Genomic DNA, 22,825 nt, shown 5'->3' with positions numbered 1-22,825 from the left:
GAATACTTACCGTCCCTTCGATATTTTCAATTCCTGCCAGACCTCTTCACTCAAGCGTGCCCAGCTCGCCTGACCATCGAGACCCGGCTGCTGAACAAGCGGTATCATTTTCTGGCTTGCAAAATCGAATAGGAAGAGATCCCAGTCTCCATCTCTCATCAATGAAAACGCTAACTGGCCACCATCAGGTGACCAAGTGGGCCAATTCTTATCTTCACTAGAGGCAATCACCCGGCTTACCGCTCCTGTCCCGAGGTTTAGGATCGATATGTCACCTTTTCCGTTCGTATCGTGCGAGACATAGACAAGCTCCTCACCATCGGGAGACCAATTCGGAAATGATCCAAGAACGGGCATACCCGCCACAGGAAAGGCATCCCATTTCCTTGTGTCCATGATGAAGAGTTCCAATGCGCCGTTACGGGATGATGAAAAAGCGACCATGCTGCCATCAGGTGACCATGCCGGGAAATTATCCGCAGCATTCGTTTTTGCGGCAGCCGCCTGCATCGCCCCATCAGCATTCATGATGTAAATATTCGGCTTCCCATCACGTCCTGAGGCGAAGACCACCTGTTCTCCGTCCGGTGACCATTTCGCATATGCGTTCCAACTTCCAGGGCCGGTCAGTTGCCTGGCAGTTTTGTCGGTATCCGCCGGAAGAGACCATAGTTGCCACCACCCGTTTCGTTCAGAGCTGAAGATAAACTCCTCTCTTCTGGATGACCAATGAGGGTATGCGTCATGAGACGTGTGCGAAGTAATTTGAACCTTCTGACCAGAAACGGGTTCAATCGCGTAAATATTCCTGTAGCCATCATGCCGGCTTTGATAAAGCACCACGTCCACATATGCCTGCTCCGTATTTAACGAAGCGTCCCCCACCAGTAAGGACATGGCAAATATGAAAATTAATCCGCACATTACTTCACGCCGGTCAGCTGTTCAGGTGGCAGCTCCAGATTAGGCATAGATTGCCGGAAAATCCTGGAATCCCGGGACAAATTCGCATCGAAATAAAGCCATTCTCCGTCGGCAGACATTGACGAAAACACATGTGCCTGATCCGATGGTCCATGCGTCAGCTGAACGGGTTTCCCTGCAACGCGCGCATCGGCATCAATCCTTATCCCATATATACGTCGCGGCTGCTCGCCTGAATTCGCGCTATAAAGCACCCAATTGCCGTCCTGCGACCAGTTCAGATATTCTTCTTCAATCTCATTATCTGTAACTCGCCATAAATCTCCATCCTCCATATCCGCAACATATAGATCGCGGCGCTGCTGATGCGTCACATGAAACAGGATATAACGTCCGTCTGGTGAAGGTTTGGGAGAGGCGCTTTTCCCCGGTGGAAGTTCAATACTGACAATAGCCAGATGAGGGCCATCATCAAAAATTGCCAGCTGATATTCTTCGTCACCTTTCTTCAGGAAGGTAACGAAACCGGAGCCGTCTGCTAATGGATTGGCAGGACCAATATTATCATGCTGCTGACCATATTTCGTCACTTCTCCATCAGAAACATTCATCAAATGCGTTTGCAGCTCCCGCATGGAGTTGCCCGCGGGAAAGGAGATGACCTCATTGCCACCAAACCAGTCAGGTTCAATTTCCCATACTTTAGGAGTTGCGGTGAGCCGTCTTTCCTCAAAGGTATTGAGATCGAAGACATAGATATCAGGCGTTCGTTCGGCTCTGTAGGAATAATAAATCAGCTGCATTCCATTAGGCGAAATTTGCGGTGCAAAATCTCTAGCCGGGATCGCCGCATTTGCGGAATCTCGGTCAGCTGCCTGTAGCGACAGGCCAGTAGTTTCAACATTCTGACAAGCCGCTATCAAAACGAACATAGCACTGATGGTACTCCATCTGACCTTGCGCTTAAGATCCGACATGTCTCATCCCTTCACCCCTTCAAACCTTGGAGATATAGACACTCAACCGATGCCATCCCTCAAACGCCCTCTCCTATCTTTAAAGGAAATTTCCGCCGAGACACCGCCATATGAATGCTAGCTCTCCGGGCAAATGAACGGCTTGAGCCTGATGGAATAAAGTCGGCACAGGAGAATCAGATGCGGCAATACATTGATACAGGGGCTGTGTTCATCACCACAGACCTAAGACGCGCTGTTGATTTTTATACGGAAAAGCTCGGCTTTACCTGTGAGGCCGACTGGAGCGTCAATCCCACTTTCCTGATCTGCCAGCGTGAAGGCGCGGCCATCATGCTGAAACAGGCCAACCAAGCGCCTGATCCTTTACGGAAATTTACGCCAGGCCTCGACCTCATGGACGCTTATGTCTGGGTGCGCGATATCAAGGCACTTGAGGAAGATTTCCGTCAGCGCAAGACACCTGTAACCGAGGGGCCATTGAAGCGTGAATATGGTTGTACTGAGATTGCGGTTCATGACCCGGATGGCCGGCGGATCGTCTTCGGCCATTGCCCGTGACACAGGATTGAGGGAACTGCCGTGATCGATATTGAAGCCTATCTTGCGCGCCTTGGGATCAACAATGTTCCCCACGCCGATGAGGATGGCCTCGCGCAGCTCATCGAGGCGCATATCCTGAATGTCCCGTTTGAGAATTTCGACATTCCTCTCGGTCTCGGCATTCATCTGGAAACGGATCATCTGTTCGAAAAGATCGTCACGCGCCGGCGCGGCGGCTATTGTTTCGAGCTCAACGGGCTCTTCGGCTTCCTGCTCGACGGGCTCGGGTTCGAGCGCCATCCCGTGATGGCCCGGGTCTGGTTCCGCGGTCCCCCAGCCACTCCGCCGCTGACCCACACGCTCAATATCGTCACCATCGGGCATACAAAATTCATGGCCGATGTTGGCTTTGGCGGCACCACCGCCCGCCTGCCCGTCCCGCTTTATGATCAAGCCGTCGTCGAGGATGTCGACGGCACCGTATCCCTACGCAAGAATGACGAGTTCGGCTTCATGCTGATCCGGGAAACCCCGGACGGCCCGCAGAACCAGTTCAGCACGACCGGCGTGCCCGCCTATGAGAGCGATCTAGCCTTGGGCAATCATTACGTCTCGACCCACCCTGGATCGCATTTCACGCAGATGGCCGTCGGCGGCATTTTCACGAAAGACGGGCGCGTTGGGGTCACGGACAATATGCTGACGACACGCACGGGATGGGATCAGAAGAGCTCTCCGGTCGAGACAGCAGAGGACTATCAAGCCGTCCTGACAACACATTTCGGGATCGATCTGGGCGAGGATCACCGCCGCATTTTCGAGGCATTCGAAACTGTAGATGTCGAGAAATAGCTGAGCTTTCGAGTAGCTCACATCCATAATCTAGATTAAACCATTGATAATTGGCGAAAACAATTAACCGTTTACCGCTCACGGTTGTATGTGATAGCGTAACAGAGCCGGAACCAGCATCGGGCAGGGTGACTGGTTCACCCGGGGGCGCGCCCTTCTCTCTCCCCCCTAACCGGGAGGGCGCTCCCCCGGACATTCCTCAAAATCCAGTGACAATCGCGCGGCTTTCTTTCTCGCCCGAGATGCGGTCTGTTGCGCACAAAAAGGGCATGCCGCCCACTGTTTGAGGACTTCCCGGACATGACATTCGATCTCGCCTCCCCGTTTTCCACATTTCGCGCCGCCCCGCTGATCGGTGGCCTCATCCTCCTCGCTGGCTGTGGCGGCGGCGGTGAACCCGAAACTCTCTCAACAGAGGAAGTGTCAGTGGTGAAAACCGAAGCCGAAGCCTTCCACGCCACGGATAAGTTCACCTATGCGAATACCGATGATGTCATCATCACTCACCTTCACCTCGACCTAGCCATCGATTTCGATGCGAAGGTGCTGAGCGGCGATGCGGTCATCGACCTCAAATGGCTGAATGATGAGGCGACCCAAGTCATTCTCGACACGAACGATCTGACGATCTCTGACGTCAGCTATGAGAAGGATGGCGAGTGGGTCTCAACTGGCATGGAGCTGGGAGAAGATGACCCCCTGCTCGGCTCGCAACTGACCATCGAAGCCGCCGAGCACCCGACTAAGCTAAAGATCAGCTATCAGACGAGTCCCGGCGCGCAAGGGCTCGGCTGGCTCTCCGCCGAGACGACGGCGAACAAGACAGCGCCCTTCCTTTACAGCCAGGCCCAGACGATCAATGCCCGGAGTATCGCGCCGCTGCAGGACACGCCGATGGTCCGCATGACCTATTCTGCGCATCTGACGACCCCGCCCGATGTGCTCGCCATCATGAGTGCCGAGCAGGACCCGAACACGCCCAAAGACGGCGACTACACTTTCTCGATGCCTCAGCCGATCCCGTCCTATCTGATCGCGATTGCCGCCGGGGACATCGATTTTGCACCGATCTCGGACAATATCGGCGTCTATGCCGAGCCGGGGGTCGTTGAAAAAGCGGCATGGGAATTCGCCGAAACGCCGGACATGATGACCGCCGCCGAAGGCACTTACGGTCCATATCGCTGGGGACGCTATGACCTCATCGTCCTGCCGCCGAGCTTCCCCTTTGGCGGGATGGAGAACCCGCGCCTTTCCTTCATGACCCCTACCCTGCTGGCCGGAGACAAGAGCCTCACCAATGTCGTTGCGCATGAGTTGGCCCATAGCTGGTCCGGCAATCTTGTCACCAATGCGACGTGGCGGGATGCATGGCTGAATGAGGGGTTCACGTCCTATGTCGAGAACCGGTTGATGGAGCTCGTCTATGGTGAGGACCGGGCCGTCATGGAGCAGGTTCTTGGTCTGCAGGATCTCAAACGTGATGTCGCCGAGCTGGAGCCAGAACTGACCTCCCTCAAAATGCCAAAAGATCTTGCGAACCCGGACGATGCTTTCTCGCAGGTATCTTATGTGAAGGGGCAGTATTTCCTGATGTTCCTTGAGCAGCGTTTTGGACGCGAGGATTTCGATGCTTTCCTTAAGGAGTATTTCGACAAATTCGCTTTCCAGAGTATCACGACGGAAGTCTTCCTTGATCATTTCCGTAAAACCCTGTGGGCGGCGCACCCCGAAGCTGTCACCGATGAGGAAATTCAGGAATGGGTATACGGCACTGGGCTGCCGGACACGCTGATCGAGCCGGTCTCCCCCGCCTTTGATCTCGTCGATGAGACCCGTACCGAATGGCTTGCCGGTGACTTGGCGCTCAGTGATATTCCGACGGCGGACTGGACGACCCATGAATGGCTCCATTTTCTTGGCGGCCTACCTGAAGACATGACGATGGAGCAGTTCACCGAGCTTGATGAAACCTTTGGGCTCAGCGGTCATCAGAATGCGGAAATTGCCTATGCCTGGTATATGAAGGCGATCGCCGCCAACTATGAACCGGCCTATCCGGCGCTTGAGGAATTCCTGCTCCGGGTGGGCCGCGGCAAGTTCATCTACCGGCTCTATCAGGCCCTCGAAGACAACGGCAAAGGCGAATGGGCGCGCGAGGTCTATGCCAAGGCGCGGCCCGGCTATCACCCGATCGCACAGACCCGGATCGACGGCATTCTCGGTCTCTAAAGGCAAGAAACCGGGATTGATCAGGATCAAACCCGGCAATTGACAACTCTCTATCCTTTCAGGGGCAGGACGCCATACGCGCCCTGCCCTTTGATTTATGCGGGCACGCGCCTGCAAAGGAGAGAGACATGAAGGACTTCCCATCTATTGCCGAAGATCTGCACAAGGGCATGGAGGCGCTAGCGGCAGGATCGCCCGGCACGATGACGGCCTTTTCCGGCCTGATGGCGGAAACCGCCAGCAAGGAAGGCACAACCCTCAGCATCAAGACCAAAGAGCTGATTGCGCTCGCTATCGCGATCTCGCTTCGCTGCGATGGGTGCATTGCGCATCATGCGCATTCGGTTCTCGAACAGGGCACGAGCCGCGACGAACTTATCGAAGCCATCGGGGTCGCCATCCTGATGGGCGGCGGCCCCTCCGTCGTCTACGGTGTTGAGGCGCTGCAGGCCTATGACCAGTTTGTCAGCAAGGCCAGCTAGTCACGCCTCAATTCCCCGGCGCTGAAGGGAAGACCATCGCCTTATATTCATCGAGCGTCCGGGCAGGCGGCGCATATCCCGCTGGCAGATCAAGGCCATTGAGGCTCATGAAATAGGCAAGGCAGGCATCCCGCCACCAGCGGGCTTCTTTCTCCTGTACCCGGAGGAAGTCAGCCACCTGCCGGTACCGGCCCTCATCAATCCTGCCTTCGAGTGACGCCCACTCCCCGCGCCAACCCGAAACAGTCCGGACACCTTCCGTATAGCGATGGACCAGCTCTTCCCAGAGCGTGCGACCAGACGGCATCTCGTAGTCCCATGACACATGGTGGAACCAGAGCAGATATTCCTCCGGCACCGCCTCAAGATCGGCGAATTCCGCCGCCACGGCATCGCTATATTGCGCAACTGCATTGCTGCCCGACTTCGTCCGATCAAAGCCGATTCCGTCTTCATCCGCCTTATGATAATAGACCGGGTTCCATTCAGGTCGCCCCAGCTCCGACACCCATGGCGCCGGACCATAATGATGGCCTGTCCCCATCAGATGCCCGAGCCCCAGCGGGGTCATATAGTTGACCACGGCCTCACGCGACTCCATCATCATGCCGAGGATCGTGCCGACCGCGCCATCATCCCCGGTGAAGGTCATCCGCACCCAGTCTTCTGCGATCTCGGCTGGCTCCGCCGCCGGATCCCAGGCCAGCCGCCCGAAGGCATACCAGTTCGCCTGATCGAATTGCGAGCCGGTCCAGTTCCGGTCACTGCCGATATTCGAAACACCGGCCATGGCGGAAATCTCATGCCCTTCCAGCGAGCCGTCGATGATCTTCGCGACAGTCGAGCCCTCGCCTTTCACAAAAGTGTCCGCGCGAAGGACCTCACTCCACATCGGCGCAAGATAGGCAAGATGGGTCGCAAACCCCAGGTATTCCTTGGTGATCTGGAATTCCATGCCGAGCGGCGTTTCGGGCATCGCACCGAAAAGCGGATGGAACGGCTCTCGCGGCTGGAAGTCGATGGCGCCGTTTTTCGTCTGGATAATGACATTCGACCGGAACTTGCCGTCGAGCGGCACGAACTGGTCATAGGCCTGCATATGCCGGTCGACCGGGTTGTTCTCCGAATAGACAAAGGCCCGCCACATCACGACTCCGCCATGGGGGGCAACTGCATCGGCGAGCATGTTTGCGCCCTCCGCATGCGTCCGATGATATGTATGTGGGCCCGGCTGGCCTTCTGAATCGGCCTTGACGAGGAACCCGCCGAAATCCGGAATTTTGCGATAGATTTCATCCGCTTTCCCGGCCCACCAGGCCTGAACCGCAGGATCAGCCGGGTCCGCCGTCTCCAGCCCCCCAATCTCGATTGGTGCGGAGAACCGAGCAGTGAGGTAGACCTGAATGCCGTAAGGCCGCATCGTGTCCGCAACGGCAGCCACCTTTTCGATATAGGGCGGCGTCAGGACCGTCGCATTGGCATTCACATTGGTGAGCACCGTGCCGTTGATGCCGATTGAGGCATTGGCCCGCGCATAATCCGTGTAACGCGGATCAATGTAATCTGGCAGCTTATGCCAGTCCCAGATCGATTGACCCGCATAGCCGCGCTCCACCGTGCGGTCGAGATTGTCCCAGTGATTGAGCACCCGGATATCGATCCGCGGCACGGAGGTGATATTCAGATCACTAATATCCTCACCGGTCTGGACCAGCCGCAACAGATGAAACACCCCGTAAAGAAGCCCGTCATCCTCATTTGCAGCGATGACCGTCAGCTTGCGGCGGCCATCGGTCAGGGTACGAAGAAGATAGCCGTCTTCTCCCAAATCGCTCAGATCAAGATCATAAAGAGAAGCCGCCTCCCCTGTGACCAGCAGGATAGCGCCGCGCGCGCCTTCATCTGACACCGGCACATTGCGGCCAAGCAGGCCGGACAGGCCATCGGACAACTCACGGGCCGCGACGGAAACAGTTGGTGTCTCTTCCGTCTCCAGAACGATTTGCCGTAACTGGCCGCGATATTGCGAGCGCATCTCCTGCGGCAGCTCATCATAGCGCAGCCACAGCCAGTAGCCGTCCTCGGCGCGCGCGCCCATGCCGACGAAATTGAGCAGCAGGAACACCGCCATAATGAGCCCGCGAATAGCCCCAGTTCCGCGGGAAACCCGGTTCGTGCCGATACGATCTGGCATGTCCTCTCCTCTGATCTGTTTCTTGTTTCCGGTCTTTTGCCAGAATGAGAGCGCTATCAAAAGGGCTCTCCACAAGTCGCCCGAACACTCGCCAGTAAGGCAAGCTTAAAGCATCAGATCTGAGGGGAGATAAGTTTGGAGAGAAAATGGTGCGGTCGAGAGGACTCGAACCTCCACGGATTGCTCCACAGCGACCTCAACGCTGCGCGTCTACCAGTTCCGCCACGACCGCACGTGATTTTCCGTTGATGCGCGAGGATTTCCGCGCCGGAGCGGGGGCGAATAGCAGTCCCCACCCGGCTTGTGAAGCGAAAATCTTGGTGAAATCGTCCTTCTCCCCTATTTGCCCCTGATGACAGAGATTCTCGCGCCTCGCGGCGTCAATTACCTTGATGAACCCGTGGCCCTGACGGTCACGACAGCGCCCATTCCCTATCCGCAGGCCATGGTAGCGATGGACCGGGCGGTTGAGGACATCCTCACAGGGTCAGGGCCTGAGCGCGTCTGGTTCCTTGAGCATCCGCCGCTCTATACCGCCGGGACGACGGCGAAGGAGGCGGATCTGCGCGAGCCGGAGCGGTTCGAGGTTTTCAAGACCCCGCGCGGCGGTCAGTACACCTATCATGGCCCCGGCCAGCGGGTTGCCTATGTCATGCTCGACCTCAAGCGCCGCCAGCAGGATGTCCGCCGCTATGTCGCCGATCTTGAGGCCTGGATCATCGGCGCCCTCTTCCGCTTCAATGTCGAGGGCGCGATCCGCGACGGCCGAGTCGGTGTGTGGGTCGACAGAACAAGGCCCGGCGCCCCGCGAGAAGACAAGATTGCCGCGATCGGCGTACGCATCCGCCGCTGGGTCACGTTTCACGGCATTGCGCTCAATGTCGAACCGACGCTTGAACATTTCAGCGGCATCACCCCTTGCGGGATCGATGATCCGCAATTCGGGGTGACGAGCCTTGTCGATCTTGGCCTGCCCGTGACCATGGATGAGGTCGATGACGCCCTCATCGCTTCCTTTGGCGAGATCTTCGGGCCGCTCCAGCCGATTGCGGATCAGCGCTGGATTGAGGGCTGATCATGCCGCCGGGGCGGGCCCGGTTTCCTCAAGATTGTGCGCAGGCTCTGCGACTTTCGGCAAAGTGAGGAGCGCTGCGAGCATGGCGAGCGCGGCACAGACGCCCATGCCGACCACCATCGGCCGGATCGTCCCGTCAAAGAAGATCGCGACCGCCGCCATGGAGGCAACCCCCAGCAGCATCTGCAGTGTTCCACCGAGCGCCGAGGCACTGCCCGCCAGCTCCGCCTTGGTCTCCAGCGCCAGAACCATCGAGGTCGGCAGGACAAGGCCGAGGAAGGCAAACGAGACAAAGAGAAGCCCCATCACGACCGGCAGGCTGTCGATGCCGATCACGACGAGCAGCGTCAGCAGGATCATCACCGCGCTGTACCCGGCGGTTGAGACCGTCACCATACGGATCAGGCCATAGCGCTCGCCGATCCGGCCCGCGAGCTGTGACATCGCAAAGAAGCCAAAGGCATTGAACGCAAAAGCGAGGCTGAACTGGGTCGAGTTCATCCCGTAATGCTCCTGATAGACAAAGCTTGCGCCCGATAGAAAGGCAAAGAAGCTCGACATGCCAAAGCCGCCAATCGCCGTGAGGCCAAGAAAGATCCAGTCCTTCATCAGCGTACCGTAGCCCTCAAGCATCGGCCCGATGGCAATCCGCATCCGCTTTTCCGGCGGCAGAGTTTCGGGCAGCTGGGTCTTGATCAGGAACAGGCTGAGCCCGCTCGCCACGATCACGGCATAGAAGACCGAGCGCCAACCAAAGGGGATGATCAGAGCTGACCCAGCGAGAGGCGCGAGCATGGGCGAGACCGAGATCACCAGCATGATGAGCGACATCAGACGTGTCGCGGCCGTCCCCGTATAAAGGTCACGGATGATCGCCCGAGGGATGACCATCACGGCCGCCGCCCCTGCCCCCTGCAGCGCGCGGAAGGCGATCAGCGTTTCGACATTCGGCGCCAATGCGCAGCCGATCGAAGCGACAATGAAAATCCCCAAGCCCACAAACATGGGCGGCCTTCGCCCATACATATCCGCGGCCGGGCCATAGATCATCTGGCAGACCCCGAAGGAGAGAAAATAGGACATCAGCGTGATCTGGGCGGTCTTGTCCGACACCCCGAGGTCCGCAACGATGGCCGGGAATGCCGGCAGATACATGTCGATCGAGAACGGCCCGATCAGACAGAGCAGGCCGAGGATGATCGCCAGTCTGACAAATCCCGGTGATGTCATGGAAATGAAACTCCCCCGTTTCGGGACGTGTCCCTTATCGGATTATGCTGTTTCGGCAAGTGTGGTGGCACAACACGCCGGATCAAAAATCGAGACTGGCCGGCACCGTGCGGACAGGCCTTTTACTGATCATGAACGCAGCCTAGCATCCATTCCATGACCGTGAGTTATGTGATTGTCGGTGGCGGGTCGGCAGGCGCCGTTCTTGCCAGCCGCCTGACTGAAGATGCGCAGACGAAAGTCCTGCTGCTCGAGGCGGGTCCGCCGGACAAAAATCCGTTGATCCATATTCCCTTCGGACTGGCGCTGCTTGCCCGGCAGAAGAAGATCATGGCGGAGTATTACACCGCACCGCAGGCCGGGCTCGGCGGTCGATCCCTCTTCTGGCCGAGGGGGAAGACGCTTGGCGGCTCAAGCTCGGTCAATGCCATGTGTTATATCCGCGGGGCGGCTGAGGATTATGACGGCTGGGCCGAGATGGGCGCGGCCGGCTGGTCGTGGGATGACTGCCTGCCCTATTTCAAACGCGGCGAGGATAATGAACGCGGCGAGGATGTATGGCACGGCACCGGCGGACCCTTGGGCGTTTCTGAGCTGCGCCACGTTAATCCGCTGACGAAGGATTACCTTCAGGCGGGACGGGAAAGCCAGTTGCCCCATACGGATGATTTCAACGGGCCATCCCGTGAAGGGCTGGGTCTTTATCAGGTGACCCAGCGCGGCGGGCAGCGATGCAGTACCGCAAAAGGCTATCTCTCTGACGAAGTGCGGGCGCGGCCAAATCTGGAAATCATCACCGGCGCCGCCGTCCAGCGCCTGCGGATCGAGGAAGGCCGGGCGGTCGCGGTTGAGTATCTCAAAGACGGCAGCGCATTCAGCGCGCGGGCGGAAGCGGAAATCCTGCTCTGCGCCGGGACGATCGGCTCTCCGCAGATCCTCATGCTCTCAGGCATCGGGCCCGGTGCGCATCTTCAGGAGATGGGGATTGATGTCCATGCGGACCTTTCCGGTGTCGGCGCCAATCTGCAGGACCATCTTGATGCGCACCTGACCTATGAGACGAAAAGCACGACCTCCTACGGGCTGTCATTCGGCTTCGCCGCGCGCTCTATCCCGGAACCGTTCCGCTATCTTTTCGGGCGGCGAGGCATGCTGTCCACCAATATTGCTGAGGGCGGCGGCTTCCTGAAATCATCGGCCTATACGCACCCGCCGGATCTGCAGATCCATTTCCTGCCGGGAATTCTCGTCGATCACGGACGAAAATTCGCCTTCGGTCATGGCTACACCTATCATGTCTGCCTTCTCTATCCGGATAGCCGCGGCAGCCTCCGCCTCGTCTCGCCCGATCCGGGGGCGCCGCCCCTTATAGACCCGCAATACCTCTCCGCGCCTGAAGACCTGCCCAGAATGCGCGAAGGGGTGAAGCACTGTCTCAGGATCAACGCCGCACCGTCCTTACAGAAACACGGGCCAAAACTGAAACAGTCAGAACCCGACCCATCGAAACCGGACGAACTTGACGCCCTGATCATGGAGACGTCCGAGACCGTCTATCACCCTGTCGGCACTTGCCGGATGGGGGCGAAGGACAATCCTGATGCCGTTCTGACGCCTGACTTGAAGGTGCGCGGCGTCGAGGGCTTACGCGTCATTGATGCCTCCGTCATGCCGCGCATCGTCGGCGGAAACACCAATGCGCCGACGATCATGATCGCCGAGCGGGCCGCGGACCTCATCCGGGGACGGATCTAGCCCGCGCGGGAATAAGCTTCCTTCATCCAGGCCTTCACTTCCTCATCGAAGTCAGCCGCGCTTTCGAGCCGGACGCGGTGACTGCACATCGCGTTATAGGTTTCCAGCCGGTCTGTCGGGTCGTCCCCTTTCAGCGCCAGCCCGAGGTCGATTCGCGTTTTCGTTGCCGGAGTGATCAGCGCGAACTGCTTTTTACGCCGCAGGCTGACGGAAGTCTTCTTCGGTGCGATCTCGACATCCCCGCCAAGGCTTTTTGCGAATTTGACGATCTCGTCATGGAGCGGACGGAGCGCCGCCTTTGGCCCGGCATATTGCGCTTCGACGAGATCAGCGTCCCCTCCCCCGCTGCTCTCTCCCTCAAGGGTTTTGGCGGCAATCAGATTGGCAAAGCCATGCCCGACATCGTGCTCGGATTTGAGGTATTTGACGATCTCGCCATGTTTCTCAAACCCCTTCCCTGCAAGGAGTTTCTTCCACTCCTCCAGCTTCTTGCCGGTTTTCTCCGGCAGGTTCTTGAGCATGGTTGCAAGTTGTTCTTCCGGTGTTGCCATTTGTCCCTCTCCTGATGATCAAAGCTTTGAGATGTTATCGAAGGTCCAGTTCTCGGTCAGGCAAACCTTGGGCGTGAACGGCCCCATCATTCCCATCATGCCGAGCATCATGCGTGTGCCGAAGGAGGGCTTGCCCGTCTCGACGACTGACTTGAACGTCTCGACAATGAACTTGCCGCCCTGCGCCATGCTCTTTGCCGTTTTCGATCCAGGAATGGCCCCAAGGGTCGTAAGCGTGAATTCAACCCCGCCCTCAACTTCTTTGAGGTCATAGACAATCGTACACGGCGCATCCTCGAAATTGGTGAATTTCAGCGTGTGCGAATAGCGATGCGGCGGGGTGAATTCGAGCACCTTGCCAACGACACTGCGGTATTTCCCGTTCGGCGTTTCCATCGCCATCGGCTGCCCCACGGTCAGGCCCTCTTCTGTCCGACACACCGCCCCGAAGAAGAACGGAAGCACTTCGTCCGTCTTCACCAGCTCCGACCACACCTTGTCGATCGGTGCATTGATCAACACTTTGTAGACGGCCTTTTCAGCCTCATTATTGCCGCTCATTTTCAGTCTCTCTCCTTGGCGGCCTTTTCCGCCGCATATTTGATGGATGTCAGTCGCCCCGCCCAATATCCGCTATATTCATCCGTCCAGCGGTCATAAATCATCTGTATGGGCACTAGATTGAGATAGAGCCGACGCGACCGGCCGTCTTTTTCACTGATGATCAGACCCGCCTCCTCCAGTACTTTGAGGTGGTTGAGGATGGTGATGCGGCTGACATCGAAATGGGCCGCGAGTTTGCCGACCGTCTGGCCAGGGGCGGTTTTGACATGGTCCAGCATCTCGCGCCGCGTTTCATGGGCGAGCGCGTGAAAAACAAGATCCATGGCTTCATTAGTAGTCATGTAGTTACATTGCTACATTTATGAGCCGCCGTCAAGCGCCCCGTGAGCCATGGCCGTCCGTTAGTGATTGCGCTAACAAGCCGTCATGAAAACCAGCCTGATGACCGCCCTCCTTTGCCTCCTCCCCTTGATGACAGGGGCGCTTGCGCAAACGCCTGCCCCATCGCTTCGCTCACAGGGAGACGCCGTTCAGTTCATGGTGGATGGCGAGCCTTACCTGATGCTCGGCGGGGAGCTGGGGAATTCCTCCGCCTCTGACCTTTCCTATCTCGAGCCGCATTGGGAGACGTTCGACGCGCTCCACATCAATACGATCCTTGCGCCGGTCTATTGGGAACTGATCGAACCTGAAGAAGGGGTTTATGATTTCACCGTCCTCGACCAGCTGATCACGCGGGCGCGGCGTGAGGATATAAGGCTGGTCCTTCTGTGGTTCGGAACGTGGAAGAACTCGATGTCCACCTATGTGCCCGAATGGGGCAAGCAGGATGACGGCCGCTTTTTCCGTGTTCGCACGAAAGACGGCACACCCCAGGATATTTTTAGCCCGCATGATGAGGCGATCCGCGATGCCGATGCCCACGCCTTCCGGGCGCTGATGGCGCATCTCGCTGAGACGGATCGGCGCCAGCGGACCGTCATCATGGTGCAGGTCGAGAACGAGGTCGGCATGATCCCCGAAGCCCGCGATCATTCCGCGCCGGCGGAAGAGGACTGGCAGGCAGATGTTCCTGCCGAATTGATGGCGCGTCTTGAAGCAGGCGATGCCGGGGAGCACCTAATGTCACTTTGGCAGGCGACAGGCAGCGCAGAGAGCGGAAGCTGGCAAGAAGTGTTCGGTAATTCTCCGGAAGCGGAAGAGATATTCACCGCCTGGCATCTTGGCCGTTTTGTTGAACATGTGACGGCTGCGGGCCTCGATGCCTATGACCTGCCGGTCTATGTCAATGCCGCACTCGCAAGGCCAGACACCTCGCCCGGCGGTTACCCCAGCGGCGGGCCCCTGCCCCATCTCTTTGCAGTCTGGCAGGCAGCAGCGCCCTCGCTCGATTTCCTGGCGCCGGATATTTATTTCAACGACTTCGTCACCCGGATCGCAGAATATGACGTTGACGGAAATGCCGTCTTCATTCCAGAAGCGAACCGCACAGGGCGATCGGAAGTTGGCGCGGATGCCTTCTGGTCATTTGGGGAGCTAGACTCCATCGGCTACAGCCCATTCTCAATCGAGGACATCGAAGATGGAGAGAGCCACCCCCTCGGCAATGCCTATGACATCCTTGATAATATCAGCCATCTGATCACAGCCAATCAGGGCAATGGCACGATGCGCGGCTTACGCGCACCCATCGACTATGATGGAGAGATCGATCTTGCGCCCCAGACGTTCACGCTCGAGAATTACCAGTTCACTGCGACCATGATTGATCCGTGGACACCGCGCGACGCGCAGGACATGGCAGGGCACGGCGCGCTGATCATTGCCCTCTCAGATGACGAATTCCTTGTCGCTGGCAAGGGCGTCACCTTCACTTTTGATGCCGAGGGCCCGGCGCGCGCCGGGATCGCAATGGCGGAGGAAGGCCGTTTTGGCCGTCGGGGTGAATGGGAAGCGGGCCGCACGCTCAATGGCGATCAGACCCATCAGGGGCGGCATATCCGCCTGACCCCTGACGCTTTCGCAATCCAGAAATTCCGACTTTACACTTACAAGTAGACCGCTCGGAACTCCGGACAGGCCAGTGACGGGCCCGGCTGCGGGTCCGTCACCTATGGAACAGTTCAGCCGTTATAGCCGAGGCTGTCCTCATCTTCGTGTACATCAGCCGACGGGAAGAATTCCGGCAGGCTAATGACTTCTTCTTTCGTCAGATGGCTGATGACGAGGCCTTCGTCGGCACCACCGATTTCGAACTCATCAACGTTGAGCGCGCGGAAAGTCGGGCCATCGGCCAGGTCGATCCGGATTACGAGGAGCTCGCCATGGTCCGCCGTGGCAATGACGTCGTCGACAATGCCGATATTGACGTCGTCAGCGTCAGTCACGGTGAGGCCGATAAAGTCCGGCTCATCAATGACAGCAACCGTATCGGTTGCAGCAACGGTTTCCTCGATGACAACAGTGTCGTCAGCAACGGAAGCTTCGGTCTCGTCGCAGGCAGCGAGCGCCGTTGAGCTGGAGATCAGAAGAAGAGCGGTAAGGGAATGAAGTTTCATCTGTCTATTCCTGAGAATGTGAGTTTGCAGGTTGGCGAGGCCGCACCATTCCGGGTGCCTCCCTCACCAGCCCTGCGGCAAGGGTGAACGGGCGTATACCGATCGGCATACTGACGGCCTGATGACCCGTGCGCCTGCGTAAAGGACAGGAATACCCCTCCTGTCCACCTTCAGTCAGCCGGAACCCAACCCACCGTCACATATTTCTTTTCGGATGACGGCGCCGGGTGTGCCGTTTTTTGTCAGCATCCCGTGCGCAACTATAAAATTGGACAGAAAACCCAGAAGCGCAAGTCCCTCCACCGCGTCAGCTGAAAATAAATTCAGCATGGGAAGGACAAGGCGTCGCCTTCACATCAGCGCCGTCACGATGTTGAAGGCACTGACTAGACAGATCAGGACCCCGACCATTCCCATCAGCCCCCTTCGCGGCAGGCGGCGTGCCCCAAAAGCCGCGATGGGAGCCGCGATCACGCCGCCGAGCACCAGCCCCAATGCGGCCTGCCCGAAACTCGGTCCCAGCGTAAAAAGGAAGGTGACTGAAACCGCCGCCGTCATGAAAAACTCAGCAAGGTTCGTGCTGCCCACAGTTTTGGCGGGCTCCTCCCCATTCGCCAGCAGGCGGGAGGCAACGACCGGTCCCCACCCGCCGCCGCCCACGGCGTCACACAATCCCCCCGCAAAACCGAGCACCCGCACGCGCAGCGACTTAGCCTTGGCATGAGTTGGGCGGATCGCCTTTTTCAGAACGACGAGCCCCATATAGAAGAGGTAGGCCGCGATCAGGGGGCGTGCCGTATGGGTATCAAGGTGGCTGACCAGTAGGGTACCAAGGATCCCGCCCAAGACACCGGCGGGCGCAAGACGGCGAACCAGACGCCAGTCGATATTCTTCGCTGCCATATGGGAGGCGCCAGAGGCGGCGCTGGTGAAGACTTCCGCTGTATGCACATTGGCGCTCGCCAGCGCCGGGGGCAGCCCTAGCGCGATCAGCGCCGTCGTGGCGGAGATGCCATACGCCATGCCCAGCGCCCCATCGATAAGCTGGGCCACAAAGCCGATCATCATGAAGAGCGCGAACGTCCCTTCGGTCTCGAACATTAAATTATTTCCGTAATGAAGTTTTGGCCTTCCCGCCGGTTTCCCGCAGGCGCATCTTCCATCTTACAACGGGAGAACCTCCGTGAAACATATCATTTTCGATATCCTTCCCTCTACCATTCTTGTCGCATCCGAAGCCTCCATTGCGGGGTTCACGGTCGTCTGGCTTGGCCTGTCGCCTTTCCTTGCGCCCCTCGTCTGGGCGTGGGCAGCTATGATGTTCGGTATGGTGACGGCCATTGTCGTTGGCGGGATTTTCTTCCGTCAGGCGTTCCGCGTCGCTGTCGCCGAAGAAGAACTCTCCGCCTCATTTGACGAATAGGCTCCTGGGCATTTGATCCGCCCTACTCCGATCATGCCCGGCCCGGATCAAGTCCGGGCTAAGCTCCGGCGGGCATCTGGCCTTCTGTAGGATAGTCAGAGTTCATCTTCATGAACTCTGAAGATGAGAGGCCGACGCCTCAGAAGCAGATCCCCGCCTTCGCGGGGATGGGCGGATGGAGGGGGCGCAGCCGCTACTTCTTCCCCTCATAGGGGTTGGTTCCCTTACGGAGGAACAGGCGGATCGGGACAGCTTCGATGCTGAAGCTCTCGCGGATACCGTTGACGAGATATCGCTTATAGCTGTCAGGTAGGTGATCTGCCCGCTGACAATGTGCCATGAAGGTGGGGGGACGCGTATTCACCTGCGTGATATAGCGGATCTTGATACGGCGGCCGCCGACAGCGGGCGGCGGGTGTTTCTGGGTTGCCGCCTCCAGCCATTTGTTGAGGTCGGAGGTTTTCACCTTCGCGTTCCAGTCGCGATAGACGCGCGTGACCCATGGCATCAGCCGGTCGATCCCCCGCCCCGTCAGCGCGGACATCAGGATGACGGGCACATTCGGGATCTGCGGCAATAGACGCGCAGCCGCTTCGCGCAACGCCTTTGCGGTTTCGTCCTTGTCCTCGATCAGGTCCCACTTGTTCGCGACGATGACGACACCGCGCCCTTCGCGCGCGGCAAGATCCGCAATCTGAAGATCCTGTTTCTCAAACGGCATGGTCGCATCGATGATGACGGCCACGACCTCGGCGAACTGGATGGCGCGGATCGTGTCGCCGGTCGACATTTTCTCCAAGCGGTCCTGCACCTTGGCACGCTTGCGAAGCCCGGCGGTGTCAAAGAGTTTGACCGGCCAGGAGCGCTCTGATCCCTCCCATGACCATTCGACCGAAATCGTATCACGAGTAATGCCTGCTTCCGGCCCCGTCAGTACACGGTCTTCGTCAAGAAGGCGGTTCACAAGGGTCGACTTGCCCGCATTGGGGCGCCCGACAATGGCGAGCCGCAAGGGTTTTAGCGGATCGTCCCATTCAAGGGTCTCGGCATCTTCCTCGTCGTCCATCCCGTCTTCGGGGACATGGGCGCGGATCGCCTGATAAAGGTCGGCCATGCCCTCGCCATGCTCGGCGGAGATCGCGACGGGATCGCCGAGCCCGAGATTATAGGCCTCGTAAGCGCCGGCTTCACCGCGGCCCTCTGTCTTGTTCGCCACAAGAACAACCGGCCGGCCTGCGCGGCGCAGCATCTCGGCCAGCTCTTCGTCATGCGAGGTGAGGCCGGATCGCGCATCGACGAGGAAAAGCGTGACATCGGCGAGCGCGATGGCTTTTTCGGTGCCCTCGCGCATCCGCGCCTGAAGCGAGCCGTCAGAGGCGTTCTCGAGCCCCGCCGTGTCGATCAGGCGGATGTCGAGATCGCCGAATTTGATGTCATATTCGCGGCGGTCGCGCGTCACCCCCGGCTGGTCATCGACCAGCGCGAGCTTCTTGCCCGCAAGGCGGTTGAACAGCGTGGATTTGCCCACATTGGGGCGACCGATAATAGCAACTTTGAGGACCATCGGCGGCGCCTACACGAAAGAGGCGCGCGCGTCATCACCTACCGCCAGATGCGCAGATCGTCGGCGTAGAACTCTTCAAGGGCGGCACGGGATTCCGGCGAGAGCGCCGCGTGGACCTCATCCTTCCGGTCATTGCCGCCTTCCTGATAGCGCGGAAAGGCCCCTGTATCCTCGCCGACGCGGTCGGAGAGGAAGGCGCGGACCTGATCGAGCTCCGACACATCGGCAACAAGGCCGTAAAGCGAAGGGTCGGTGCCAAGAAAATAGCTCTGCGGCAGGACATGGTGCCGGACGAGCCGCGCGGCTTTCATGTATTTGTCGAGATCGGCGACCAGCTCATTGATATCGGGCTGGGTCTTGAGGCCCTGCGCGGTCAGCAGCGGGCCGGATTTTGCCAGATCATCATGATACAGAATGCGGTTGCAGTAAAAGGAGACGAACCGGTCGATCGGATCGCGGATCACGCAGAACCGGTCCTCGACCTTCGTCCCCTCCAGCCCGCGCGCATCGAATTCCTGTGACGGGAAAACGTGATGGACATGAAAGACATCGCGCCCGCGCACATTGACGATGTCGAACTCCTCGCCAAAGCGCAGGCGATAGAGCGTCATCTTCAGCGTCGTACACGCATTTTTTGGGGCGGCGACATAGGCAATGCCTAGGTCCGGCACCCGCACGGGATATTCACGCCGCAGCCGCAGCCGGGTTGCCTGGCGCATCAGCCGTGTGGGGGTCGGGTTCGTCATCACCTCACTCACAGGCTGTATCCGAAAACGTAGAAATCCTTCGCATAAAGGCGTTTGAGCATGACGATCGTCTCGGGATCATGCTCTTCCTTTGCGGCGGGGCTCGCATTCACATGGGTGAGATCGAGCTCCATGCCAAGCTTCTTTGCCACCGCGCCGACATCCTCGGCCAGATTCTCATAGCGGCAGATCACATCGACCCCCACGGGGCCATAGGTATAGCGTTCGACAAATTCATGCTGCGGAATGAAATGCACATGCGGGCGGTTACGTTCCTTCACCAGAACATCCCGCACAAAGCCGTCAAAGCTCATTTTCCCCACATCGTGCTTATTGGCCCATTCCTCATCCGAGCGGGTGAGCCCACCGACAGTCAGAAATCTGTAGCCGGAATAGGCGCGGTCGATGGGGTTCCGGCAGACCGTGAATTTGAGCAGCTGGTTCATCTGCCGGTCGCGGCCAAGCTGGTATTCCTTCAGCTTACGGTGGCCGACCTGCACACCGAACATGGCAAGGCAGAGCGAGCTGCCGGCTGCGCGCGGGATATGCACGAAGAGGCAGCCACGATGGATGCAGGGCTGGGGCACGTTCACCTTGAAGGTGGCCCGTTCATACCAGCGGCGCAGCATCTGTTTGGTGGCGAGCTCCATTCTCTTCCTTTTATCCCCTTAGTTCGTATCCCAGAGCGCGCACGATTCCCTCATGCGGCGCGAGTCCTTTCGTAACAGCGCCAAGCTGCGCTGGGGTTAAGGACGCGATCTGCTCGTCATTCATGTTGCGCAAGGGCTGTGCCTCGTAATCCTTGACCGACACGTTGGCGGACGGGTCGATATCGGAAAGTTCGGGGTAAAGCCCGGTAATGGCGGTCACAAAATCCGCCGGGGCAGCAACCAGCGTCTCATAAGAGGTCGAATAGTCGGCGCGCTCCCGGAGCTTGAGCAGCATGGCTGCCCACTCTCCCCAGATATTGCCGAGCGCCTCAAAGAATGCGTCATCGGTGCCGAGCTGGCCTTTCAGTGACGGTCTCCAGTCGCGGATCACCCGCGCCGGGGGGTATCGCTTGGCCCAGCTGGCAACGGTCGCATAAGGATCGCGGGTCACGCTGATCAGCTTGACCGGCATGGAAGATAGGGCGTGGGCGACCTCTGCGAGGCGAACGAGGTTAGATGGGGATTTGTCGATGACGACGACCGGCGCGTCCCCTTTCGGCACGCGCGAGAGCCAGACGCGGCGCATCTGTTCGTAATCGACGGAGCGCGAGGGCTCCCATCTTTTTCCGGGGGCGGACATGGCGGGCAGCAGCCACTGGCCCTCCCCGCTCGGTGTTACAGCGAGGGAGCGTGAAGAGCCCTGCAGGAGTTTCGAGACGGCGGTCGAGCCGCTGTTCGGCAGGGTTGCTACCAGGAGCCAGCTCACATCCTCGCGAGACCGGAGCGATGGATCAAAAAGCGCCCGCGCGCGGATGCCGGTGCCGTAGATATTCAGCAAAGCCGCCTGCGCATGCCATTTGAGCACTCTTGATATCACAGGCTCTCCCTTTCCATTGCGTGATCTGTGTCCCCGTTATCAGTCTCGCCCCGATCCGCAACCATCCAGAGGAATGGCAGGAGAAGCTGGAAGAACTGGCCGATGACGACAGCGGCGCAAGCCGTCGCGATGATATCAGGCAGGAGGCTGCGCAGCGCGAAGAAGGCAATGGCCGTGACCAGCGTGCCGCCGAAGCCTGCGGCAAAAGCTACGCGCATGGCCTTCCGGGCAAAGACGAACTGCATGACCGGCTGGAGGCAGAAGCGGATCGGCACCAGCGGCGAGAGCCACAGGAGCGCGTGCCAGACAGCATCGACCCCGTCCTGCCCAAGCTGGGTGCGCGAGAAGACAAGGCTGAGCGCGGGGTGCCCCGCAACGATGAGACCGGCCCAGAGGACAAGGCCGAGGCCGCCCGCCATGAACAGGGTACGGATCAGGAGCCGCCGCGCTTCGGCGATCGCGCCTTGCGCAATCAGCCCTGAGAGATTGGGCAAGAGCACATTGGCGATGGCAAAGCCCACAAAATAAGGCGCGATGAGCACGAAACGCTCCGCATAAAAAAGAATGGCGACCGCGCCTTCCACATCCGAGACAAATCGGGTGGCAAGAAGGATCGGCCCGGTCAGGGAGAAAGAAACAAGAGAGACCGGCGCGATGGTGCCAAGGAGCCTGAAGGCCGGGATGAGCCCGAGGCCCTTGATCTGGGGCTTGGGAAATAGCCCTGCCCGGCGGGTCAGAAGGATCGCAACGGTGAGCTGGATCAGCCCTGCCCCAAAAAGCCCGAGCGCCAGAATGCCCGTCGTATCGATAAAGCCGAGCGGCACCCAGCAATCTTCAACTGCCGTCAGAAGGACCGCGAGGACGATGACGACATTCATGACCATCAGGGTCAGGTTCGAATCGATGAACTTCTTCTTCGCCTGAAGGAAAGCGAGAAGCATTCCCCCCAGCATGTAGAACTGGATCGCGGCGGTAACGGCGGCGACGAGGAAATAGGCGCGGTAGACGCGGGCCGGCTCGCCGATGAAGCCCGGCGCCAGCAGATGCACGATCAGCGGTGTGCCGACGAGGAGGAAGACGCTGGTCAGCATGGCGAGCGCCGCCATGGCGTCCACGGATTTTTGCCGGAAGGCTTCAGCTGCCTCCTCGCTTATCGCCTCTGCCTCACTGTGGCGCGGCACGAATGCGATGGGCAGCGCACGCTCGACAAGGCTCTGGCGGAACAGGATCTGCGCGCGCAGCGCGAGCGCAAAAGCATCCGCAACCGGACCGACTCCAATGAACGCCGCGACGAAAAATTCGCGCGCGAAGCCAAGCGCCCGGGTGAAAAAGGTAATGACCGAGACCTTGAATATATCGCGCAGGAAGTGACGGAAACTGACCGTCTTCGGCATCGTCTCTACTCTCAACTCATCCCCCAGGCCGCCAAAACCGCGACGGCCACGCACATTCTCTCGCGCGCTATCTCGCAAGAACCATTCCCTCGCAATCACCGGGACGGGATTTATTTTTTTGCGGGCATGATAAAGCGCCGCTTCGGTGCGGCCCGCAGCTTGCACTTGAAATTCCACGACAAATGCAGTTCAGCCTTTCAGGAGAGAGGATGGGGCATGAGCGTATCTGCGCAG

At 58.8% G+C, this 22,825-nt stretch carries 22 protein-coding genes and 1 tRNA gene; 8 read left to right on the top strand and 15 right to left on the bottom strand.

Translation table 11 applies throughout. The features are described 5' to 3' along the window. Positions 1-6 precede the first annotated feature (6 nt). The gene (locus DX908_RS13385; RefSeq protein WP_158548784.1) at positions 7-897 is read right to left on the bottom strand and encodes a TolB family protein; all 891 of its coding nucleotides are present in this window, start codon (positions 895-897) and stop codon (positions 7-9) included. Positions 898-923: 26 nt separating this feature from the next. Next, positions 924-1,901, bottom strand: a complete 978-nt coding sequence (locus DX908_RS13380) for a TolB family protein (protein WP_116392804.1) — start codon at positions 1,899-1,901, stop codon at positions 924-926. Between the two features lie 180 nt (positions 1,902-2,081). Between DX908_RS13380 and DX908_RS13375 the strand changes: the two genes are divergently transcribed. The 4 genes from DX908_RS13375 (at position 2,082) to DX908_RS13360 (ending at position 6,010) form a co-directional block, all read left to right on the top strand. Next, positions 2,082-2,462 carry a VOC family protein gene (locus tag DX908_RS13375; RefSeq protein WP_158548782.1) on the top strand — a complete coding sequence of 127 codons (381 nt, stop codon included), beginning with the start codon at positions 2,082-2,084 and terminating at the stop codon, positions 2,460-2,462. A gap of 21 nt (positions 2,463-2,483) precedes the next feature. After that, positions 2,484-3,296 carry an arylamine N-acetyltransferase family protein gene (locus DX908_RS13370; RefSeq protein ID WP_158548780.1) on the top strand — a complete coding sequence of 271 codons (813 nt, stop codon included), beginning with the start codon at positions 2,484-2,486 and terminating at the stop codon, positions 3,294-3,296. A gap of 300 nt (positions 3,297-3,596) precedes the next feature. Next, positions 3,597-5,528: a M1 family metallopeptidase gene (locus DX908_RS13365; RefSeq protein WP_116392801.1), complete on the top strand. Its 1,932-nt coding sequence runs from the start codon at positions 3,597-3,599 to the stop codon at positions 5,526-5,528. A gap of 128 nt (positions 5,529-5,656) precedes the next feature. Further along, the gene (locus tag DX908_RS13360; RefSeq protein ID WP_116392800.1) at positions 5,657-6,010 is read left to right on the top strand and encodes a carboxymuconolactone decarboxylase family protein; all 354 of its coding nucleotides are present in this window, start codon (positions 5,657-5,659) and stop codon (positions 6,008-6,010) included. A gap of 7 nt (positions 6,011-6,017) precedes the next feature. Here DX908_RS13360 and DX908_RS13355 read toward each other — a convergent pair whose 3' ends face one another. After that, positions 6,018-8,204, bottom strand: a complete 2,187-nt coding sequence (locus tag DX908_RS13355; RefSeq protein ID WP_199564716.1) for an alpha-glucuronidase family glycosyl hydrolase — start codon at positions 8,202-8,204, stop codon at positions 6,018-6,020. Between the two features lie 147 nt (positions 8,205-8,351). Further along, positions 8,352-8,436 (bottom strand) — tRNA-Leu (locus DX908_RS13350). Between the two features lie 120 nt (positions 8,437-8,556). On the opposite strand from DX908_RS13350, the gene lipB reads away from it, so the two are divergent. Next, entirely contained in the window at positions 8,557-9,279 is a 723-nt protein-coding gene (gene lipB, locus DX908_RS13345; protein WP_116392799.1) for a lipoyl(octanoyl) transferase LipB, read from the top strand. On the opposite strand, the gene DX908_RS13340 is transcribed toward lipB, so the two are convergent. After that, the gene (locus DX908_RS13340) at positions 9,280-10,509 is read right to left on the bottom strand and encodes a multidrug effflux MFS transporter (RefSeq protein WP_116392798.1); all 1,230 of its coding nucleotides are present in this window, start codon (positions 10,507-10,509) and stop codon (positions 9,280-9,282) included. Between the two features lie 156 nt (positions 10,510-10,665). Here DX908_RS13340 and DX908_RS13335 point away from each other — a divergent pair, with 156 nt between their 5' ends. Further along, positions 10,666-12,264 carry a GMC family oxidoreductase gene (locus tag DX908_RS13335; protein WP_116392797.1) on the top strand — a complete coding sequence of 533 codons (1,599 nt, stop codon included), beginning with the start codon at positions 10,666-10,668 and terminating at the stop codon, positions 12,262-12,264. Here DX908_RS13335 and DX908_RS13330 read toward each other — a convergent pair. From DX908_RS13330 to DX908_RS13320, 3 genes are read right to left on the bottom strand one after another with little or no spacing between them, the layout of a single operon-like run. Then, entirely contained in the window at positions 12,261-12,815 is a 555-nt protein-coding gene (locus DX908_RS13330; protein WP_116392796.1) for a DUF4287 domain-containing protein, read from the bottom strand. The two genes, DX908_RS13335 and DX908_RS13330, sit on opposite strands and share 4 nt — an antisense overlap. Positions 12,816-12,833: 18 nt before the next feature. Then, on the bottom strand, positions 12,834-13,376 hold the full coding sequence (locus DX908_RS13325; protein ID WP_116392795.1) for an SRPBCC domain-containing protein: 543 nt from the start codon (positions 13,374-13,376) through the stop codon (positions 12,834-12,836). A gap of 2 nt (positions 13,377-13,378) precedes the next feature. Next, positions 13,379-13,720, bottom strand: a complete 342-nt coding sequence (locus DX908_RS13320) for an ArsR/SmtB family transcription factor (protein WP_116392794.1) — start codon at positions 13,718-13,720, stop codon at positions 13,379-13,381. A gap of 85 nt (positions 13,721-13,805) precedes the next feature. Between DX908_RS13320 and DX908_RS13315 the strand changes: the two genes are divergently transcribed. Continuing rightward, positions 13,806-15,437, top strand: coding sequence for a GH35 family beta-galactosidase (locus DX908_RS13315; RefSeq protein ID WP_116392793.1), 1,632 nt, complete (start codon positions 13,806-13,808; stop codon positions 15,435-15,437). Positions 15,438-15,502: 65 nt separating this feature from the next. On the opposite strand, the gene DX908_RS13310 is transcribed toward DX908_RS13315, so the two are convergent. Further along, on the bottom strand, positions 15,503-15,937 hold the full coding sequence (locus tag DX908_RS13310; protein ID WP_116392792.1) for a PRC-barrel domain-containing protein: 435 nt from the start codon (positions 15,935-15,937) through the stop codon (positions 15,503-15,505). A 351-nt stretch (positions 15,938-16,288) separates the two neighbouring features. Continuing rightward, positions 16,289-17,038 carry a sulfite exporter TauE/SafE family protein gene (locus DX908_RS13305; protein WP_116392791.1) on the bottom strand — a complete coding sequence of 250 codons (750 nt, stop codon included), beginning with the start codon at positions 17,036-17,038 and terminating at the stop codon, positions 16,289-16,291. An 82-nt stretch (positions 17,039-17,120) separates the two neighbouring features. On the opposite strand from DX908_RS13305, the gene DX908_RS13300 reads away from it, so the two are divergent. Further along, the gene (locus DX908_RS13300; protein WP_116392790.1) at positions 17,121-17,360 is read left to right on the top strand and encodes a hypothetical protein; all 240 of its coding nucleotides are present in this window, start codon (positions 17,121-17,123) and stop codon (positions 17,358-17,360) included. A 193-nt stretch (positions 17,361-17,553) separates the two neighbouring features. Here the strand turns inward: DX908_RS13300 and der are convergent, their stop codons facing one another. Genes der through murJ form a run of 5 tightly spaced genes read right to left on the bottom strand, consistent with a single transcriptional unit; the run spans position 17,554 to position 22,768 of the window. After that, positions 17,554-18,924 carry a ribosome biogenesis GTPase Der gene (gene der / locus DX908_RS13295; RefSeq protein ID WP_116392789.1) on the bottom strand — a complete coding sequence of 457 codons (1,371 nt, stop codon included), beginning with the start codon at positions 18,922-18,924 and terminating at the stop codon, positions 17,554-17,556. A gap of 38 nt (positions 18,925-18,962) precedes the next feature. Continuing rightward, positions 18,963-19,670: a sulfotransferase family 2 domain-containing protein gene (locus DX908_RS13290; protein WP_147303806.1), complete on the bottom strand. Its 708-nt coding sequence runs from the start codon at positions 19,668-19,670 to the stop codon at positions 18,963-18,965. Positions 19,671-19,678: 8 nt separating this feature from the next. Next, on the bottom strand, positions 19,679-20,320 hold the full coding sequence (locus DX908_RS13285; RefSeq protein WP_116392787.1) for a sulfotransferase family 2 domain-containing protein: 642 nt from the start codon (positions 20,318-20,320) through the stop codon (positions 19,679-19,681). Between the two features lie 10 nt (positions 20,321-20,330). Continuing rightward, positions 20,331-21,197 (bottom strand): sulfotransferase family protein, encoded by an 867-nt coding sequence (locus DX908_RS13280; protein ID WP_147303805.1) that lies wholly within the window; start codon positions 21,195-21,197, stop codon positions 20,331-20,333. Then, a complete protein-coding gene (gene murJ / locus DX908_RS13275) occupies positions 21,194-22,768 on the bottom strand; it encodes a murein biosynthesis integral membrane protein MurJ (RefSeq protein ID WP_116392785.1) in 1,575 nt (524 codons plus the stop codon). Before murJ ends, DX908_RS13280 begins: the two co-directional genes overlap by 4 nt. Between the last annotated feature and the right edge of the window lie 57 nt (positions 22,769-22,825).

This window comes from Parvularcula marina (assembly GCF_003399445.1).
Lineage (GTDB): Bacteria > Pseudomonadota > Alphaproteobacteria > Caulobacterales > Parvularculaceae > Parvularcula > Parvularcula marina.
Note: the sequence above shows the minus strand (reverse complement) of the source record. Positions and strands in the feature narration are given on the sequence as shown.

Excerpts from the sequence above, each read along its gene's own strand:
- DX908_RS13385 (WP_158548784.1), bottom strand. The coding sequence starts at position 897 with ATGTCCTTACTGGTGGGGGACGCTTCGTTAAATACGGAGCAGGCATAT.
- lipB (WP_116392799.1), top strand. The coding sequence starts at position 8,557 with ATGACAGAGATTCTCGCGCCTCGCGGCGTCAATTACCTTGATGAACCC.
- DX908_RS13335 (WP_116392797.1), top strand. The coding sequence starts at position 10,666 with ATGACCGTGAGTTATGTGATTGTCGGTGGCGGGTCGGCAGGCGCCGTT.
- DX908_RS13355 (WP_199564716.1), bottom strand. The coding sequence starts at position 8,204 with ATGCCAGATCGTATCGGCACGAACCGGGTTTCCCGCGGAACTGGGGCT.
- DX908_RS13325 (WP_116392795.1), bottom strand. The coding sequence starts at position 13,376 with ATGAGCGGCAATAATGAGGCTGAAAAGGCCGTCTACAAAGTGTTGATC.
- DX908_RS13290 (WP_147303806.1), bottom strand. The coding sequence starts at position 19,670 with ATGACGAACCCGACCCCCACACGGCTGATGCGCCAGGCAACCCGGCTG.
- DX908_RS13375 (WP_158548782.1), top strand. The coding sequence starts at position 2,082 with ATGCGGCAATACATTGATACAGGGGCTGTGTTCATCACCACAGACCTA.
- DX908_RS13315 (WP_116392793.1), top strand. The coding sequence starts at position 13,806 with ATGAAAACCAGCCTGATGACCGCCCTCCTTTGCCTCCTCCCCTTGATG.
- DX908_RS13340 (WP_116392798.1), bottom strand. The coding sequence starts at position 10,509 with ATGACATCACCGGGATTTGTCAGACTGGCGATCATCCTCGGCCTGCTC.
- DX908_RS13380 (WP_116392804.1), bottom strand. The coding sequence starts at position 1,901 with ATGTCGGATCTTAAGCGCAAGGTCAGATGGAGTACCATCAGTGCTATG.
- DX908_RS13330 (WP_116392796.1), bottom strand. The coding sequence starts at position 12,815 with ATGGCAACACCGGAAGAACAACTTGCAACCATGCTCAAGAACCTGCCG.
- der (WP_116392789.1), bottom strand. The coding sequence starts at position 18,924 with ATGGTCCTCAAAGTTGCTATTATCGGTCGCCCCAATGTGGGCAAATCC.
- DX908_RS13285 (WP_116392787.1), bottom strand. The coding sequence starts at position 20,320 with ATGGAGCTCGCCACCAAACAGATGCTGCGCCGCTGGTATGAACGGGCC.
- DX908_RS13360 (WP_116392800.1), top strand. The coding sequence starts at position 5,657 with ATGAAGGACTTCCCATCTATTGCCGAAGATCTGCACAAGGGCATGGAG.
- DX908_RS13320 (WP_116392794.1), bottom strand. The coding sequence starts at position 13,720 with ATGACTACTAATGAAGCCATGGATCTTGTTTTTCACGCGCTCGCCCAT.
- DX908_RS13365 (WP_116392801.1), top strand. The coding sequence starts at position 3,597 with ATGACATTCGATCTCGCCTCCCCGTTTTCCACATTTCGCGCCGCCCCG.
- DX908_RS13305 (WP_116392791.1), bottom strand. The coding sequence starts at position 17,038 with ATGTTCGAGACCGAAGGGACGTTCGCGCTCTTCATGATGATCGGCTTT.
- DX908_RS13310 (WP_116392792.1), bottom strand. The coding sequence starts at position 15,937 with ATGAAACTTCATTCCCTTACCGCTCTTCTTCTGATCTCCAGCTCAACG.